This window comes from Acidovorax sp. BL-A-41-H1 (assembly GCF_051942715.1).
Genome location: NZ_JBPVJQ010000006.1, coordinates 1,616,306 through 1,634,701, shown reverse-complemented (window position 1 = coordinate 1,634,701; position 18,396 = coordinate 1,616,306). Strand labels below are relative to the sequence as shown.

Sequence of the window (18,396 nt, the reverse complement as noted above, 5' to 3'; positions counted from 1 at the left end):
CGGACGGGCGTTGCCCCCGCAAAAAGGCCTGCGCGAACCACGCGGATACGCTGCCAGGCAGCGCCCGTCAGTGCGCCCCGCCTGCATCTGCCGGTGCGACGCCGCCTGCGCGGGCAGGGCGGCGCGTGAGCCAGATCAGCCCGATCAGCAGCAGGAACAGCCCCGCCGAGCCCAGGAAGATGTCGTTAGCGGCCCGGGTGAAAGCCTGCTGGTCAATCAGCCGGTTGATCTGTGCCAGCGCCTGCATCTGCGTGAGGCCGGATGCGGTGAGGTTGTCCAGCGTCTGTGCAAACACTCCCTGGCCCTGCACCAGCCCTTCGGTCAGGTGCGCATGGTGCATGGCGGCGCGGCTTTCCCACAGCGTGGTCGCAATCGACGTGCCCATGGCCCCGGCCGTGATACGCACGAAGTTGGACAGCCCCGCCGCGGCGGGAATGCGATCGGGTGCAATGCCGGACAGCGTCAGCGTGGTCAGCGGGATGAAGAAGAACGCCATGGCCGCGCCCTGCAGCAGCGTGGGGATCAAGATGTGGATGAAGTCCGTCTGCACCGTGAACTGCGAGCGCATCCACAGCACGGTGCTGAACACCACAAACGCTCCCGTGGCCATGCGGCGCGGGTCCCACTGGCCCACCTTCTTGCCCACCAGCGGCGTGAGCAAGATGGCAAAGATGCCCACCGGCGCCAGCGCCATGCCGGCCGAGGTGGCGGTGTAGCCCATCCATTGCTGCAGCCACAGCGGCAGCAGCACCACGTTGCCGAAGAAGAGGGCATAGGCCACCGACAGTGCCAGCGCGCCAAAAGTGAAGTTGCGGCCCTTGAAGAGCCTGAGGTCCACTACCGGGTGTTTTTCGGTCAGCTCCCACACCAGAAAGACGGCGAACGCCACCACCGCAATCACCGCCATGGTGATGATCTCGCCCGAGGCAAACCAGTCCAGTTCCTTGCCCTTGTCGAGCATGAGCTGCAGCGCCCCTACCCACAGCACCAGCAGGCTCAGGCCCACGGTGTCGATGGGCAGCTTGCGGATGGGTGTCTCGCGCTTGCGGTAGATGCCCCAGGTCAGCAACCCGGCCAGCAGGCCCACCGGCACGTTGATGTAAAAGATCCACGGCCACGAGATGTTGTCGGTGATCCACCCGCCCAGCAGCGGCCCCACTACGGGCGCGACCAGCGTGGTTACCCCCCAAAGTGCCAGCGCGGTACCCGCCAGCGCACGCGGGTAGCTGGCCAGCAGCAGGGTCTGGCTCAGCGGAATCATCGGCCCGGCCACCAGGCCCTGCAGCACGCGGAAGAACACCAGCATCTCCAGCGACGAGGCAAAGCCGCACAGCCAGGACGTGAGCACGAACAGCAGCACGCTCATGGTGAACAGCCGCACCGCGCCAAAGCGCTGCGTGAGCCAGCCCGTGAGCGGCACCGAAATGGCATTGGCCACGCCAAAGCTGGTGATCACCCAGGTGCCCTGGCCGGGGCTCACGCCCAGGTCGCCCGCAATGGCGGGGATGGAGACGTTGGCAATCGACGAATCCAGCACGTTCATGAACGTGGCCAGCGACAGCGACAGCGTGCCCAGCAGCAGGGCCGTGCCTTGCAGTGGCGGGTAGGCAGCAGGCGGGCCGGGCGGAGCGGGTGGTGGCGGCGCAGCGGCAGGCCCTGCCGTGGCAAACGCCGAGCCGGCAGCGTCAGCAGTGGGGTTGGCGGCACTCATGCGGGGTCCACCTGTTTACTGCACCACGGGCGATTGCATGGCAGCCGGCGCCGGGGCCGCGGCGTGCTTTTGGGCCTGCGCGGCAGACCGGCTGCTGCTGCTCACCTTGGGCGATGCGACCGCCACGGCGGCCTTGCCACTGCGCCCCAGGTTGGCGGCAATGATGTGGGCCACCTCGGCGTTGGCAGCGTTGAACTGCTCGTCATACACGGCGGTGGAGGTGACGGGGGCGGTGCGCTGCGTGTCGGCCAGCGCCTTGCCGCTCTGGTCAGCGGTGTCCACCTTCACCTCCATCGACAGGCCCACGCGCAGCGGGTACTCTGCCACTTCCTTGGGGTCGAGCGCGATGCGCACGGGCACGCGCTGCACCACCTTGATCCAGTTGCCGGTGGCGTTTTGCGCGGGTAGCAGGGCAAAGGCTGCGCCGGTGCCTGCGCCCAGCCCGGTTACCGTGCCGTGGTAGACCACCTTGGTGCCGTACACATCGGCTGCCAGCTCGGCGGTCTGGCCGATGCGCAGGGTCTTGAGCTGGCTTTCCTTGAAATTGGCATCCACCCACAGGTCGCTCAGCGGCACCAGCGTCATCAGCGGGGCGCCGGCCTGCACGCGCTGGCCCACTTGCACGCCGCGCTTGGCCACGTGGCCGTCCAGCGGCGCCACCAGCTGGGCGCGCTGCACGGCCAGGTAGGCCTCGCGCACGCGGGCCGAGGCACGCTGCACGTTGGGGTGCTGCTCAATGGAGGTGCCTTCCGTCTGCGTCTGGCTGGCGGCCAGTTGCTCCTGCGCGGCCACCACGGCGGCCTGGGCTGCAGCCACTGTGCTCTGGGCGGCAGCCAGCTGGGCGGTGGCATGCTGGAACTCTTCCTTGCCCACGGCGCCGCTGGCCATCAGGGGCGCGCGGCGGTTCACGTCGTCTTGCAGGCGGGCGGCATCGGCGCGCGCACGGGCCAGGTCGGCGCTGCGCAGGCTGACCTGGGCCTGCAGGGTGGAGTTGTTGGCAAACAGCGTGCGCACCTCGCGCACGGCCTGTGCCAGCTGGGCCTCGGCCTGCTCCAGCGCCACGCGGGCGTCGGCCGGGTCGAGCTTCACCAGCACCTGGCCCGCCTTCACATAGTCGGTATCGTCCGCACCGATGGACACCACGGTGCCGCCCACCTGCGGCGTGATCTGCACTACGTTGCCGGCCACGTAGGCGTTGTCGGTGGTCTCCACATGGCGGCCGTTGGCCCAGTGCCAGCCGCCCCAGCCGATGGCCACCAGCGCAACGGTGGCAGCAATCAGGGTGAGGCCGCGGCGGCGGGCGGTGCCGGCTTCGCGGGGTGTGAGGGGTTCACTGTGAGCGGTCATGGCAGTGGTCTTTCTGGAAAGTGTTTTTGTGGTTTTGGGCGGTGCGCGCGTTATCGGGCAGCGGTGGTCAGCGTGGCTGTATCGTCCTTCCAGCCGCCACCCAGTGCTTTCATCAGCACCAGTCGCGTGTCGAGTTGGCGGGCGCGCAGGTCGACGGCCAGGCGGCGCTGGGCCAGCACCTGGCTCTCGGTGGAAAGCACCACCAGGTAGTTGCCCAGGCCCGCGCGGTAGCGCTCTTGTGCAAAGCGGTAGGCCTTTTCGGCGCTGGCCACGGCCTCGTCCTGCAGTGCTTGCTGGCGGGTGAGCGACTGGATGGAGGCGATGGCGTCGCCCGCCTCCTTCACGGCATCGAGTACGGCGCCGTTGTACTGGGCGATGGCGGCGTCCAGCTCGGCAGCGCGGCCGCCCAGCTGGGCGCGCAGTCGGCCACCGTCAAAAATGGGCAGGCGCAGCGCGGGTGTGATGCCCATCTGGCGCGAGCTGTCGCTGAACAGATGGTCCAGCCCCAGCGCGTTCAGCCCGATGAAGGCGCCGATGTTGATGTTGGGATAGAACTCGCTGCGCGCGCTGTTCACGCGCTGGGTGGCTGCCTCCACACGCCAGCGGGCGGCCACCACGTCGGGGCGGCGGCCCAGCAGGTCGGCGCCCAGCACCTCGGGCACGGCGGCCGGCTGCAGGGCCGCAAGGCGGGGCGCAAGCCGGGGCAGCGCGTCGGGGGCCTGGCCGGTCAGCACCGCAAGCTGGCGGCGGGCCAGGGTGATCTGCTCGTCAAGCGCCTCGATCTGCGTGCGGGCGTCGGGCACGGCACCCTGGGCCTGGGTCAGCTCCACCTGGCTATCGAGGCCCGCCGCGGTGCGCTGCTGCGTGAGCTTGCGCTGTTCTTCGCGCTGCTCCAGGGCACGCTCGGCCACGTCGCGCTGGGCCACCAGCCGCGCCAGGGCTACGTAGCTGCGGCTGACCTGGACGGCCAGCGTGTTGGCAGCGGCTGCGGCATCGGCCTGGGCGGCCCGGGCCTGGCCCAGGGCTGCTTGCAGTTCGGCCGCATGCTGGCCAAAAAAGTCGGGCGACCAGCTCAGCGTGGCCTGCACGGTGCCGCTGTTGTAGGTGTTGCCAGCCACGGGCTTGGGCACCGGGCCATTGGCGGTGTAGCGCTGGCGGGTGGCGTCCACGCCCAGCATGGCCTGCGGGCCGTTGGCTGCCTCGCGTGCCTGGCTCAGCGCCACGGCCTGTTCCAGCCGGGCGCGGCTCACGGCCAGGCTGGGGTTGCCCTGGAGGGCCTGGGCGACCAGTGCATTGAGCGCCGGGTCGCCCAGCGCCTCCCACCATTGCTGCGGTGTGATGATGGCTTGGGCGGGGGTGTCGCGCAGGCCCGCGTCCGCGGCGGTGGTCGGTGCCAGTGGCACGTGTTGGGGGCCCGGCTGGGCACAACTGGCCAGCAGCACGGCGGCCGCAGCTGCGGCCAGCACGGTGACGGCAAGGTGCCGCGCCACGGCAGCGCGGGTGGAGAGATCAGGGCTGGTGTTCATGGAAGCGTTCTGGCTGGAATGCGGTGAAACGTCGGCAACAAAGCGGCAACAAAGCGGCGACAAAGCGGCAATGGGGCGGCAGCGTGGTGGGCGTGCAGCGGTCAAGTGGCGCCGCGCCCGGGGCGTGCTGCGGTCGGTGGCGCGGAGGGCGCAGCCTGCGGGTCCTGCTGGCGCAGGGCCTCGCCATTGACCACCATGCGGCGCAGCAAGGCCAGAAGCTGTTGCCATTCGTCGTGCGTGAAGTCGCTCAGGTGGCCGTTGAGCACGTCGGCCAGCACCTGGGGCACCTGCGCGGCCACGGCCTGCCCTTCGGCGGTGAGGGTGAGTTGCACCACACGCCGGTCGGTGGTGGAGCGCTCGCGCAGCACCAGCCCCTTGGCTTCCAGGCGGTCGAGCGCACGGGTCATGGACGCGGGGTCGGCGTCGGATTCGCGGGCCAGTTCGGCGACGGTCACGCCAGCGCTGCGCGAAATCTTGTACAGGGGCAGCCACTGGGCGTAGGTGAGGTCGTGCGTCGAAAGCCGGGTGTCGGCCTGCGTGCGGATGGACGACATCACCTGGCGCATCAGGTAGCCCACGCTGTTGGGTGGCTCGAGATGGCTGGCGCAGTAAAAGCCCGCAGGCTCTGGATCGGCATTCGGATTCATGCCGGTGAATTTAATTGTCTAGACAATGATTGTCTGGTCAATTAGAAAATAGTAGACTCGATATCAGGGTTTCTACGGAGCGCGACCAAGGACGCTCAGGAGCCGCATCCATTCAAAAGTGCTATTGAATAAATAGCTGAATGAGACCGCGCGACAAGCACCCTGGGCTTTTTGTCCCAATTGCCATGCGCAATGGCTAGATCGCCAGCATGCGTGCCGCCCATGCCGGCGGCGGGTCTTGCAGCAGCGTGGTGCCCGCCGGTGCGCGCACAGCCACCAGCTGCGGGCCGCCGTGGTCGATGTCTTCACCGTCGTACAGGTACGAGACATCGGCAATGCACACGGCCTGGGCGAGGTTGTGCAGGGTGCGCGGGTAGCGCGCCAGGATGCGTTCGGCCGGCACGGGGTGGCCGCCTTCGCGCACGCGCTGGGCCACGCGGGCCGGCAGGCGGGTGGGGTCGTCCAGCGCCACGATATGCAGCGCCACGGTGTAGCCCAGGCGCTGCGCGTTGTCGATGAGGCTCAGCTTGGAGGGGTGCGAAAACACGGTTTCGCTGGCAAACGGGGTGCGGCTGGCCAGCAGTTCGGCACGGCGGGCGTCCGCCCATTGACGCGCGGCTTCCGACCGGGCCTGCCGGTCAGTGATGTGCTGCAGGTGGCTGGCTTCGTGGAGGTCGGCGTTCACGAATTCAAGCGGCGGGCCCAGGATGCCTTCGCGCACCAGGGCGCGGTACAGAGTGGATTTGCCGGCGCCGTTGGGGCCGGCCAGCAGGTGGAACCACAGGGGGGCAGCCTGGGGCGGCGCGGAGCCGTCGGGCGGCCTGGCCGGGCCGGCCTTGCGTGCCGCCATCTCAGGCGCTGGCTTTGGCCTGGTTTTCGAGCACCACGCCGCGCACGCGCTGGGCCAGGGTGCCGCGGGCCTGCGCGGTCAGCAGCCGGGCGGTGAGCGCATCGACCGAGGTGGGCGCGGTGGCCTGCTGGCGCTGGCCTGCGGCGGTTTCATACTGCTCGATGGCCAGACGCGCCTCGGGCACGCTCAGACCAGTGTGCTCGACGATCTGGCCCAGCGTGGCCCAGTATTCGATCTGGCTGGCCACCGAGCGGCGCATGGGCTGCGCGGCCTGGCGCGCCTGCTCGACCAGGGCGCTGGGAAGTTTGACGGAGGCGAAAGCAGTGGTGGCCATGGGGTTCTCCTGATTGGCGCATTTTGCGCCAATTGGGGTGACATTGCCAGTGTTTTGGGCGGATGCCATGCGGGCTTCGGTGGCTGGCATCATCAAAATCCATAGCGGCATAGGCAATTAATACGTGCGCTAAAGGCCGATTTGGCCCCAAAAACCTGCCCTAAGACCTTTTTGGCGCCCCTCCAGGCTTTGTTCAGCTTGCGGACTCTGGCGCGGGGCCGGGGGCGTGCCGGGGTGCCAGGTGGTAGTCCGGGTGCTGGTCGGTGAGCAGCAGGAACAGCGCAAAAGCCGGCCCCTGCATGTTGCGCTCGTCGCTGCTGCTTTCCAGCGCCTGCCAGGTGCGCGACTGGACGCCGCCACGGCTGCCGGTCTGCAGCGGATAGCCCATCAGCTCGGCCGCCTGGGCCTGGCTCAGGCCGGCGGCCACGCGGGCCGCCTTGAGCTGTTCGCCGGTAGGGATGGGCAGGTTGAGCTGGATGGCGGGTGCAGGGGGCATGGCAGTGGGGCTCCAGAAAGTGGTGCGAATCGACAGCCGGGGCGGCACAGGCGCGGCCGGCCGCGGCTGCCCCGGATTGTGCCGCTCAGTCCTCTTCGCTCTCGCCCAGAAAGCCGCCGCTCTGGTGGCCCCACAGCCGCGCGTACACGCCGCCCTGGCCCAGCAGCTGTGCGTGGGTGCCTTCTTCGATGATGCGGCCCTGGTCCATCACGATCAGGCGGTCCATGGCGGCAATGGTGGACAGGCGGTGCGCGATGGCGATCACCGTCTTGCCCTGCATCAGGCCATCGAGGCTCTGCTGGATGGCGGCTTCCACCTCGGAGTCGAGCGCGCTGGTGGCCTCATCGAGCAGCAGGATGGGCGCGTCTTTGAGCATCACGCGGGCAATCGCCACGCGCTGGCGCTGCCCGCCCGAAAGTTTGACGCCGCGCTCGCCCACATGGGCGTCATACCCGGTGCGGCCCTGCAGGTCGGTCAGCGTGGCGATGAAGCTGGCCGCCTCGGCGCGCTCGGCAGCCTTGTGCAAATCGGCCTCGCTGGCATCGGGGCGGCCGTACAGAATGTTGTCGCGCATCGAGCGGTGCAGCAACGACGTATCTTGCGTGACCATTCCGATGGCGCGGCGCAGGCTGTCTTGCGTGACCTGAGCGATGTCCTGCCCGTCGATCAGGATGCGCCCCGCGCGCACGTCGTGAAAGCGCAGCAGCAGGTTGACCAGGGTGGACTTGCCCGCGCCCGAGCGGCCAATCAGCCCGATCTTCTCGCCCGGGCGAATGGTGAGGTTGAGCCGGTCGATCACCGGGGCGCCATCGCCGTAGGCAAAGGTCATGTCCTCAAAGCGCACCTCGCCGCGCGCAACCGCCAGCGGCTGGGCGCCCGGCGCATCCACCACCGTGCGCGGTCGGGTCAGGGTGTTGATGCCGTCCTGGATGGTGCCCACGCTCTCGAACAGCGTGGCCATCTCCCACATCACCCAGTGGGCGTGGCCCGATACGCGCAGTGTCATGGCGATCACGGCCGCCACCGCGCCCGCACCCACCTCGCCCAGCGACCACAGCCACAGCGCAGTACCGCAGGCGCCGAGGATCATGGCCACCACCAGCGCCTGGTTGACGATCTCGAACAGGCTCACCAGCCGCATCTGCGCGTAGCCCGTGAGCTTGAAGGCATCCATGGCCGCGCGGGCGAATTCCGACTCGCGCCGGGTGTGCGAGAACAGCTTCACGGTGGCGATGTTGGTGTAGGCATCGGTGATGCGCCCCGTCATGACCGACCGCGCATCGGCCTGCGCCTTGCCCACCTGCCCCAGGCGCGGCACAAAGTACCAGCAGGCCATGCCGTAGGCCACCATCCACGCCGCAAACGGCACCAGCAGGCGTGCGTCAAAGCCCGCCAGCAGCACCAGGATGGTCACCAGGTACACGCCCATGCCGATCACCACGTCGCTGGTCGTGAAGATCATGTCGCGCACGGCCAGCGCGGTCTGCATGATCTTGGTGGTGATGCGGCCGGCAAACTCGTCGGCATAGAACGCCATGCTCTGGCCCAGCATCAGCCGGTGAAAGTTCCAGCGCAGGCGCAGCGGAAAGTTGATGGCCAGCACCTGGTGCTTCACGCTGGTCTGCAGGGCCACCAGCACTACGCTGGCCACCAGCATGGCCGCAATCAGCGCCAGCGTGCCGCGCCGCTCGGCCCACAACTGGGCCGGGGCCACTTCGCCCAGCCAGTTGACCAGATGGCCGAGCACGGCAAACAGCGCGGCCTCATAGACGGCGATGGCGGCCGACAGCACGGCCATCAGCACTACGGGGCGGCGCACGCCGCGTGTGCAGGCCCACACAAAGGCCATGAAGCCCTGGGGGGGCAGGGCGGGTTCGCCGGGAGGGTAGGGGGTGACGCGGGATTCGAAAAAACGGAACAAAGGCAAATTCAGGCTCCTGAATTCCCGATGTTAGGCCGGGCGGCGCGCCCGTGTGTTCCCGCGCTGCAATGGCCCCCTTCAGGGAGCCGTGTTCACATCAGCAGCGTGATGGCCACGATGGCCACGCCCAGCGCCAGGTTCACGGCCACCCAGGTGCGGATGCTGGCCAGCGCCTGCCCGCCAGTGGCCCAGTCCGACGCAGCCACGGCGCGCGTCAGCCGCTTGAACAGCGCAAACCGGATGTGCCCGAAGATGGCCATCATCACGATGCCCAGCGCAGCCATGATCGTCCAGTCCAGCGGCATGGCAAAGTTACCACCCGACTGCACAGCCTGCTTGGCCACGCGGCCGATCATCCACAGGCCAGTGACCAGCACCAGCCCGATGGCGACGGCAACGCCCGCAAAAAACCGGCGCAGAACGTCCTGCATCAGCCGCAGGCGCTCGGGCGCAGGCAGCTGCAGCGCCGCGGGCCTGAGAAAGAAATGGGCAAACACCATCCCACCGATCCACACGATGATCGAGAGGACGTGGGTGAGCTTGAGCAGGTTGTAGATCATGGATGGGGCCTTGCAGGCAGGGTTGCGGTGGGCGATGGATCGGCAAGCTGCGCGATTGTGCAGTGCACGGCGCGGGCGTGCATTGCCCCTAGGGCATGGCTGGATTGCGCAGCGGCGCCGCACAAGGCCGACGCACTGTCAGCCCGGGCCCGCCGAGGATGGCACAACCGCGACCTGCACCCGGTTGCCGCCGTCCCGCTTGGAGAGGTACATCGCGCCATCGGCCCGCCCCAGCAGCTGGTGTTCGTCCGCACCGTGGTCCGGGAAAAAAGCCACGCCAATGCTTGGCTTCACCGCAACGCTGGTGCACTCCAGATTGAAGGGCTGCACAAACGCGGCCAATATTTTGTGGGCCACCAGCGTGGCGTGGTCGCGTGCCTGCCCGCTCTCCAGCAGCACCACGAATTCGTCGCCCCCCAGCCGTGCCACGGTGTCCGAACCGCGCACGCACTCCAGCAGTCGCTGCGCCACGCGTTGCAGCAGCAGGTCGCCCATGCCATGGCCGTGGGTATCGTTGACCAGCTTGAAGCGGTCCAGGTCAATGAAAAGCAGGGAAATCAGGTGGCGTGCTTCCCGCGCACGGTGCAGGGCCACGGTCAGCCGGTCCATGAAGAGCTGGCGGTTGGGCAGATGCGTGAGCTGGTCGTAGCGGGCCAGGTGCTCCAGCCGGCCCAGCATCTGGGTGCGCTCGACCGCCGCGGCCACCTGGGTGGATAGCAGCTGCACCATCTGCAGGTCGCGTTCGTCGTATCCGGCCGTACCTGGCGGGCTGTGCAAGACCAGTGCACCCATGGCGCCGCGCGAGGTGACCAGCGGCACCCCCAGCCAGCAGGCAATGCGATCGCCCTGCGCCGGGTCGTCAGCAGATTCGGAATGAGCCGCGGGGCATGCATTGCCGCAGGCGCCCTTGCGCAGCACGGCACGGGCGCTGCCCACGACCTCTGCACACAGCGCGTCGCGGGACGGATCGGCGGTCCCGTCAAGATCGCCTGCCGCATACGGGTACTCGAGCGCGCCCGTGGCCGCATCCTGCAGCGCCACTGCAAAGTACGACGCGCGCAGCAGCCCTTCAATGATCTCGTGGATGCGCAGCAAGAGCGCTGACAGGGTCTGGGCGGCATGGGCCGCTTCGGAAATGGCGAGCACCGCCGCATGGATGGACTCGGTGCGCTTGCGCTCGGTGATGTCGTGCGCCACGGCCAGCCGTACCTGGTGCTCTGGCAGCCAGCGCGCTGTCCAGCGGATATGGACGACCTTGCCATCCTTGCGCAGGTAACGGTTTTCAAACTGCAGCTGGAGGTTGCCCTCGTTCACGCGCAGCGCCTGCTCCCGCGTGGCGTCCCGGTCGTCGGGGTGGACCAGGTCGAACATGCGCTTGCCAATGGCTTCTGAAGGCCGGTAGCCAAAAATGCGCTCGAAGGCAGCGCTGGCAAATACGATCTCGCTGTCGGCCCGCACCATGCACACGGCGTCCAGCAGAAGGTCCACCACGTTCAGCGAGGAAATGTCTTGGATGGGGCGGGGCATGTGCGTGCAGGATGGGCGCATCCATTGTGATGGCCCCAGCGGGCCACGGGCGCCAGCGCGCGACATTCAGGCACCGGGGTGTTGCGTAAGCGCTTCATCGGGCACCGTTTTCCATCTGCGCGCGCCGGGGTACGGCGGTGCAGTGCCTCTCCCGAGGATGTCCAGCGGCCGTCGGTTTGCCTCTCTGAAACCGTCCGGCGCGCTCATTTTTTGATAGCTGCTGGTGCTTTCCTTGATTGCACTCCATGCACTTTTTATATAAAACCCAACAGTTACGAAACGTTGAATGGCGTCACAGTTGATTGCTGGTACGCTGCTCAACTTGTCGGCTATGGCCGACGTTTTTTCAGCATCCCGCTCCTGCGCGTGTCCATCCACCGAGGTTTCCTCCTGTCTGCCCAACCCGCATTTACTCCGACCGAGCGGCTTGCCAATGGCCGCTGGCTGCACTGGCTGGCTGGCGCGGCTGTGGGCGCATTGGGGCTCGCGCTCACGGCATGGATGGTGGTACAGCAAGCCGGCTCAGTGCGCGAAATCGGCCAGGGCCGATTTGTGCAGGAGGCGCGTTCCTTCTCAGAAGCGCTGGGCCAGCGCATCTCCGGCAATACCGAGGTGGTGCTGGCGCTGCGCAGTCTGTTCACGGCCAACCCGATGCTCTCGCGCCTGGACTTTGAACGGGTCGCGAGCGAGATGGACGTGGGCCTGCGCTACGCTGGTGTGCGCAGCCTGTCGTTCACCCGCCGGGTGGATGGTGCCGACAAGCAAAGCTATGAGCAACGGGTGCGGGCCGACACATCGCTGTCGCCCGACGGATTCCCGGACTTCGCCATTCACCCGCCGGGCGAGCGCCCTGAATACTTTGTAGCCGAGTACATCTGGCCGCTGGAAAGCAACCGCAGTGTGCTGGGCCTCGATATCAGCGCGCAGCCGACCAACCTGGCGGCCATGCAGTACGCCCGCGATAGCGGCCGCACAGTGGTTTCGGCACCGTTTGACCTGCTTCAGGAAGAAACGCACCGGGCTGGCATCGTCATCCGCGTGCCGGTGTTCGACCCCACCATCGGTACCCCCGAGCGCCGTTTCATGGGGGCCGCTGCCACCACCATCCGTGTGTACGACATGGTGCGGGGTCTGGAGCGGCAGGGGCTGCTGCAGGGCATTACCGTGTCCATTGCCGATGTGGGCTCGGGCGATGGCGGGCTGGTCGACAACGTGGTGCGGCCCATCGTCGAGGCCACGGGCAACGGCCTGCCCGGGGCCGAGCCCTACGTACGCCTGCTTTCGGTGCACGACCGGCGCTGGCGACTGACGTTTTATCCCACGCACACCTTCCTGTCGCCCTACGAGGCACGCCTGCCATGGATGGCCGGGCTTGCAGGCGTGCTGGTGTCGCTGCTGCTGGCCACCACGGTGGGCCTGCTCGTGCGCCAGCGCACGTCGGCCCTGGCACGCCTGCGCATGGCCGAGCGCGCCCGGCATGAAAGCGAGCAGCGTTTTCTGGCGCTGTTCAACCAGACGACCGTGGGCGTTGCCCAGGTGGACGGGGCGGGCAACCTGGTCAAGGTGAACCAGTGCTACGCCGACATGCTGGGCTACAGCCCCGAAGAACTGCATGGCATGAACTTCCGCGTGCTCACCCACCCGGAAGACCTGGATGCGAACATTGAGCAGTTGCAGAGGCTGCGCGCGGGCGAGATTCCCGAGTGCCGGTTCGAGAAGCGCTACATCCACAAGAAGGGCTACCCCGTGTGGGTGGAGCTGGCAGCATCCCCGATGTGGATGCCAGGCACATCACCGGATGACCACATCGCGATAGTGCAGGACATCACGGCACGCAAGCTGATGGAGGCCAACCTGCGCGCCAACGAGCGCCGGCTGCGCAGCGTGCTCAAGCGCCTGCCTATCGGCCTGTGCCTGATCCATGACGACGGCCGCATCAGCTTTCGCAACCAGCGCTTCGTGCAGATCTGTGGGTACACCGAAGCCGAGGTGCCGACCGCTTCCGAGTGGTGGCGACGCGCCTTCCCGCAGGATGTGGAGCGGCGTGCAGCGCGCTCGCTATGGATGCATGCCGACCAGCACTCCCGTGTGGCGGAAGGGGTGATTCCCCAGATGGAGTTCGAGGTCACCTGCGCCGATGGCAAGCGGCGTCCCATCGAAGTCTCGGGCGTGTTCGTCAAGGGCGGGCGCATTGTGACGATGCAGGACCTGAGCCAGCGCAAGGCGGCTGAAAGCGAGATCAACTCGCTGGCGTACTACGACCCGCTCACCAGCCTGCCCAACCGCCGCCTGCTGATGGACCGCCTGCAGCAGGCCTTGGCTGCCAGCGAGCGCCACCAGCGCAGCGGCGCGCTGCTGCTACTGGACCTGGACAACTTCAAGACGCTGAACGAAACCCGTGGCCACGACCAGGGTGACAACCTGCTGCGCCAGGTGGCCGAGCGGCTGCGCGGCTGCGTACACCAGGACGACACGGTGTCGCGCCAGGGCGGCGATGAATTCGTGGTGGTGCTGGAAGACCTGGGCGACAACCCCGAGCAGGCAGCCAACCTCGGCGAAGAGATGGGCCAGCGCATCCTGCATGCCTTGCGCGAGCCTTACGTGATTGATGGCGAAACGCACCACAGTTCACTCAGCATGGGCGTGACGATCTTCAGCGGCATGCAGGAGACGGCCGAAGAGCTGCTCAAGCGTGCCGATCTGGCCCTCTACCAGGCCAAGGACGCGGGCCGCGACACCCTGCGTTTTTACGACCCGAAGATGCAGGCATCAGTGAGCGCCCGCGCAGCCATGGAGCTGGACATACGGGCCGGGCTGGCACAGGGCCAGTTCGAGCTGTACTACCAGCCGCAGATCGACCGCGGCCGCATCACTGGCGCCGAGGCGCTGCTGCGCTGGCGGCATCCGCAAACCGGCTTCATCTCGCCCGCCCAGTTCATCCCGCTGGCCGAAACCACCGGCCTGATCCTGCCGCTGGGTGAATGGGTGTTGCAGTCGGCCTGCGCGTCGCTGGCCCGTTGGGCCCAGGAGCCGGCGTTTGCCAAGCTCAACCTGGCTGTCAACGTGAGCCCGCGGCAATTCCACCAGAGCGGGTTTGTGTCGCAGGTGCTGGCAGCGCTGGCCGGATCGGGCACCGACGGGCGCCGGCTGAAGCTGGAGCTGACCGAAGGCCTGCTGCTGGCCGATGTGGAAGACACCATCGAAAAAATGGGCCAGCTGCGCGCCTATGGCGTGGGCTTTTCGCTGGATGACTTTGGCACCGGCTACTCGTCGCTCAGCTACCTCAAGCGCCTGCCGCTGGACCAGCTCAAGATTGACCAGAGTTTTGTGCGCGATGTCCTGACCGACCCCAACGATGCCGCCATTGCCCGCACGGTGGTGGCCCTGGGCACCAGCCTGGGCCTTCGCGTGATTGCCGAAGGCGTGGAAACGCAGGCGCAGCGCGAGTTTCTGGAGCGGCACAACTGCCACGCCTGGCAGGGCTACCTGTTCAGCGCGCCCGTGCCGGTGGCGGAGTTCGAGGCGATGGTGCTGCGCACCAATGTCGAGGGTTCCACGGGCGTCTGACCCCGGGCGGGTGCAGCCGGCCCCGAAGGCCCCACAGCGCACATCCGCTACAGGGGCGCCTGCGGTGCCATGTACGGCCCAAAGGGTCCATCAAAAATGATAGCAATTCAGGCATATGGAACGTGCGCTATCGCCGTTTTTATGCCTGAATCTGCCCTGCAGACCCCCAAACACCCGAGCCCGGGCGGGTGAGCGCCGGTCTGCGCCGGGCGGGGCGTTATCATTCCCGCTTTGCCCGACAGGGTGCCCCCACGGGGCGCGGCCCGGGGCTTGCCGGCAAACCGCCACCACGCCTTTTTTGCCCAGCCACTGACCCGTGCGTCTTACTTCCATCAAGCTTTCCGGCTTCAAGTCGTTTGCCGAACCCACCAATTTCATGCTGCCCGGGCAACTGGTCGGCGTGGTGGGCCCCAACGGCTGCGGCAAGTCGAACATCATGGATGCGGTGCGGTGGGTGCTGGGCGAGAGCAAGGCCAGCGAGCTGCGTGGCGAGTCCATGCAGGACGTCATCTTCAGCGGCACCACCACCCGCAAGCAGGCCAGCCGCGCCAGCGTGGAACTGGTGTTTGACAACTCCGACCACCGCGCGGGCGGCCAGTGGGGCCAGTACGGCGAAGTGGCGGTACGCCGCGTGCTCACGCGCGACGGCACCAGCAGCTACTACCTGAACAACCAGCCCGTGCGCCGCCGCGACGTGCAGGACGTGTTCCTGGGCACGGGCCTGGGGCCACGGGCCTACGCCATCATCGGCCAGGGCACCATCAGCCGCATCATTGAAAGCCGGCCTGAAGAGTTGCGCCTGTTCCTGGAGGAAGCCGCCGGCGTCTCCAAATACAAGGAGCGCCGCCGCGAAACCGAAAACCGCCTCTCGGACACGCGCGAGAACCTCACGCGGGTGGAAGACATCCTGCGCGAGCTGAATGCCAACCTCGAAAAGCTCGAAAAGCAGGCCGAGGTGGCCGCGAAATACAACACCCTGCACACTGACGCCACGCTCAAGCAGCACCAGCTGTGGTTCTTGAAGCGCGCCGATGCCGAGGCCGACCAGGCCAAGGTGCGCCTCGATGGCCTGCAGGCCGTGAACGACCTCGAATCCCGCATGGCCGACCTGCGCGCGGTCGAGTCCGACCTGGAAACCATCCGCCAGGCGCACTACGCCGCCGGCGACAAGGTCAATCAGGCGCAGGGCAAGCTGTATGAAGCCACGGCCGAGGTCGGCAAGCTCGAAGCCGAGATCCGCTACGTGGTGGAAGGCCGCCAGCGCGTGGAGCAGCGCCTGGTGCAGCTGGCCGAGCAAATTGCCCAGTGGCAGGCCCGCAAGGAAGAGGCGGATATCGAGCTGGAGAATTTGGCCGGTGCCGGTGTAGACGCCGAAGAGCGCGCCGAGATGCTGGCCGCCCAGGTGGAAGAGCAGGCCATGCAGCTGCCCGACCTGGAGGATGCGCTGCGTACCGCCCAGAGCCGCACCGCCGAGCAGCGTAGCAGCGTGGTGCAGGTGCAGCAGCAGATTGGCGTGCTGGCCGCCGAGCAGCGCAGCATCGACGAGCAAAGCCGCCAGCTCGACGCCCGCTTTGAGCGCCTGCGCACCGACCGCAACGCCCTGGCCGCGCCCGATGAATCGCGTCTGAACCACTTGCGCGAGCAGCTCGAAGAAGCGCAAGAGATCGCCGAGACCACCGCGGCCCACCTGCACGAGCTGCAGGAGTCCGTGCCCCAGCTGGATGACGACCGCCGCATGCGCCAGCAGGCCGTCAACACCGAAAGCGCCCGCCAGGCCGACTTGTCGGCCCGCATGGAGGCGCTGAAGGCGCTGCAGGAAAAGGTCAAGACCGACGGCAAGCTGCGCCCCTGGCTCGCCAAGCACGGCCTGGATGGTCTGCAGGGACTTTGGAGCCGCATCCACATCGAACCCGGCTGGGAAAACGCGCTGGAAGCCGCGCTGCGCGAGCGCCTGGCGGCGCTGGAAGTGGGGCGCCTGGACATGGTGCGCGGCTTTCTCGGATCGGGCGGCAACGATGCGCCGCCTGCGCGCCTGGCCTTCTACAGCGCCCCTGCGGCTGGCCAGCCCGAGGCATCGTCACCCCACGCACGCCTGTCTGATTTGCTGCGCCTGAACGATGCGGGCCTGCGCGCCGTGCTCACCGACTGGCTGCAGGGGTGCTTCACTGCGCCCACGCTTGACGACGCCCTGGCCCGCCGCGCCAGCCTGCAACCGGGCGAGACCGTGTACGTGCCCACCGGCCATTCGGTCAGCGCCCACAGCGTGAGCTTTTACGCGCAGGACTCCGAGCAGTCGGGCATGCTGGCCCGCGCACAGGAGATCGAGCACCTTGAAAAGGAGCTGCGCGCCCAGGCCCTGATTGCCGAGGAATCGCGCAGCGCCCTGGTCCGCGCCGAAGCGGCCTACGCCGACGCATCCCAGCGCCTGGTATCCGCCCGCCGCGAAGCCACCGAAACACAAAGCCGTGCCCACGAACTGCAGGTCGAAACCTTGCGCCTGACGCAGCTGGCCGAACAGACCCGTGCCCGCAGTGCCCAGATCGACGGCGACCTGGCCGAGGTGGAGGCCCAGCTGGCCGACCTGCAGGAGCGCCGCGTGGCCGCCGAGGCCCGGTTTGAAGAGCTGGACATGCAGCTGGCCGACAGCCAGGAGCGCGAGGCCCAGCTGGGCGACAAGGTGATTGAGGCCGAACGCAAGCTGGCCGCCTGCCGCGAGCAGCAGCGCGCGCTGGAACGCCAGGCCCAGGAGGCCACCTTTTCGCAGCGCAGCCTGGAGGCGCGCCGCGGCGAACTGAGCCGCTCCATCGAAACCGCCAACCAGCAGGCCAAGGCCCTGGCCGACGAAGAGCAGCGTGCCCGCGATGAACTCGCCCGCCTGTCCGACGCCGCGGCGCAGGGCGGCCTGCAGGCCGCGCTGGACGTGAAGATGGAGCGCGAAAAGGCGCTGGCCGCCCAGCGCAGTGAATACGACGACCTGACCACCAAGCTGCGCGCCAGCGACGAGCGCCGCATGCAGCTCGAACGCGCGCTCGATCCGCTGCGCGCCCGCATCACCGAATTCCAGCTCAAGGAGCAGGCCGCACGCTTGGGCCTGGAGCAGTACACCACGCTGCTGGCCGACAACCAGGCCGACCTGGACGCGGTGGCGCAGTCGATTGCCGATGGCAACGTGCGCATGACCGGCCTGCAGGGCGAGATCGACCGCCTGCACCGCGAGATCGCTGCGCTGGGTGCAGTCAACCTGGCCGCGCTCGATGAGCTGAAGCTCGCCAGCGAGCGCAAGGTGTTCCTCGATGCGCAGACGGCCGACCTGACCGAAGCCATGAACACGCTGGAAGACGCGATCCGCAAGATCGATGGCGAAACGCGCCAGCTGCTCTCGGGCACGTTTGACACCGTCAACGGCCACTTTGGCCGCATGTTCCCCGAGCTGTTCGGCGGCGGGCAGGCCAAGCTCATCATCACCGGCGACGAAATTCTGGACTCGGGCGTGCAGGTGATGGCGCAGCCTCCCGGCAAGAAGAACCAGACCATCCACCTGCTCTCGGGCGGCGAAAAGGCCCTGACGGCCATCGCGCTGGTGTTTGCCATCTTCCAGCTCAACCCCGCGCCGTTTTGCCTGCTCGACGAGGTGGACGCGCCGCTGGACGACGCCAACACCGAGCGCTATGCCAAGCTGGTGACCAGCATGAGCAAGGGCACGCAGTTTTTGTTCATCAGCCATAACAAGATCGCCATGGAAATGGCCGAGCAACTCATTGGCGTGACCATGCAGGAGCAGGGCGTCTCGCGCATCGTGGCGGTGGACATGGAGTCTGCCTTGTCGATGGCCGACATATGAGTACCCCCCTGAGTCGCTTCGCGCCTTCCCCCAAGGGGGACGACGCCCTTGCTGCGGGGCGGCCCTTGC

At 67.5% G+C, this 18,396-nt stretch carries 13 protein-coding genes; 2 read left to right on the top strand and 11 right to left on the bottom strand.

What is annotated here, in order from left to right:
- Positions 1-67: 67 nt before the first annotated feature.
- The 11 genes from ACTPOI_RS20765 to ACTPOI_RS20715 form a co-directional block, all read right to left on the bottom strand.
- Positions 68-1,711, bottom strand: coding sequence for a DHA2 family efflux MFS transporter permease subunit (locus ACTPOI_RS20765; protein ID WP_440112285.1), 1,644 nt, complete (start codon positions 1,709-1,711; stop codon positions 68-70).
- Positions 1,712-1,726: 15 nt separating this feature from the next.
- The gene (locus ACTPOI_RS20760; protein WP_440112283.1) at positions 1,727-3,058 is read right to left on the bottom strand and encodes an HlyD family efflux transporter periplasmic adaptor subunit; all 1,332 of its coding nucleotides are present in this window, start codon (positions 3,056-3,058) and stop codon (positions 1,727-1,729) included.
- Between the two features lie 50 nt (positions 3,059-3,108).
- Positions 3,109-4,584 carry an efflux transporter outer membrane subunit gene (locus ACTPOI_RS20755; RefSeq protein WP_440112281.1) on the bottom strand — a complete coding sequence of 492 codons (1,476 nt, stop codon included), beginning with the start codon at positions 4,582-4,584 and terminating at the stop codon, positions 3,109-3,111.
- Between the two features lie 101 nt (positions 4,585-4,685).
- Positions 4,686-5,231, bottom strand: coding sequence for a MarR family winged helix-turn-helix transcriptional regulator (locus ACTPOI_RS20750; RefSeq protein WP_440112278.1), 546 nt, complete (start codon positions 5,229-5,231; stop codon positions 4,686-4,688).
- Between the two features lie 196 nt (positions 5,232-5,427).
- Positions 5,428-6,081, bottom strand: coding sequence for an AAA family ATPase (locus ACTPOI_RS20745; protein ID WP_440112275.1), 654 nt, complete (start codon positions 6,079-6,081; stop codon positions 5,428-5,430).
- A 1-nt stretch (position 6,082) separates the two neighbouring features.
- Positions 6,083-6,415 (bottom strand): TA system antitoxin ParD family protein, encoded by a 333-nt coding sequence (locus tag ACTPOI_RS20740; protein WP_440112273.1) that lies wholly within the window; start codon positions 6,413-6,415, stop codon positions 6,083-6,085.
- 193 nt (positions 6,416-6,608) lie between these two features.
- A complete protein-coding gene (locus ACTPOI_RS20735) occupies positions 6,609-6,911 on the bottom strand; it encodes a helix-turn-helix domain-containing protein (protein WP_440112270.1) in 303 nt (100 codons plus the stop codon).
- Positions 6,912-6,996: 85 nt separating this feature from the next.
- Entirely contained in the window at positions 6,997-8,832 is a 1,836-nt protein-coding gene (locus ACTPOI_RS20730) for an ABC transporter ATP-binding protein (RefSeq protein WP_440112715.1), read from the bottom strand.
- A 92-nt stretch (positions 8,833-8,924) separates the two neighbouring features.
- Positions 8,925-9,392: a CopD family protein gene (locus tag ACTPOI_RS20725; protein WP_440112268.1), complete on the bottom strand. Its 468-nt coding sequence runs from the start codon at positions 9,390-9,392 to the stop codon at positions 8,925-8,927.
- A gap of 138 nt (positions 9,393-9,530) precedes the next feature.
- Positions 9,531-10,919: a diguanylate cyclase domain-containing protein gene (locus tag ACTPOI_RS20720; protein WP_440112266.1), complete on the bottom strand. Its 1,389-nt coding sequence runs from the start codon at positions 10,917-10,919 to the stop codon at positions 9,531-9,533.
- A 66-nt stretch (positions 10,920-10,985) separates the two neighbouring features.
- Positions 10,986-11,297: a hypothetical protein gene (locus ACTPOI_RS20715; protein ID WP_440112264.1), complete on the bottom strand. Its 312-nt coding sequence runs from the start codon at positions 11,295-11,297 to the stop codon at positions 10,986-10,988.
- Positions 11,298-11,420: 123 nt separating this feature from the next.
- On the opposite strand from ACTPOI_RS20715, the gene ACTPOI_RS20710 reads away from it, so the two are divergent.
- Positions 11,421-14,486, top strand: a complete 3,066-nt coding sequence (locus ACTPOI_RS20710) for a bifunctional diguanylate cyclase/phosphodiesterase (RefSeq protein ID WP_440112713.1) — start codon at positions 11,421-11,423, stop codon at positions 14,484-14,486.
- 316 nt (positions 14,487-14,802) lie between these two features.
- Positions 14,803-18,327, top strand: a complete 3,525-nt coding sequence (gene smc, locus ACTPOI_RS20705) for a chromosome segregation protein SMC (RefSeq protein WP_440112261.1) — start codon at positions 14,803-14,805, stop codon at positions 18,325-18,327.
- Positions 18,328-18,396: the final 69 nt, after the last annotated feature.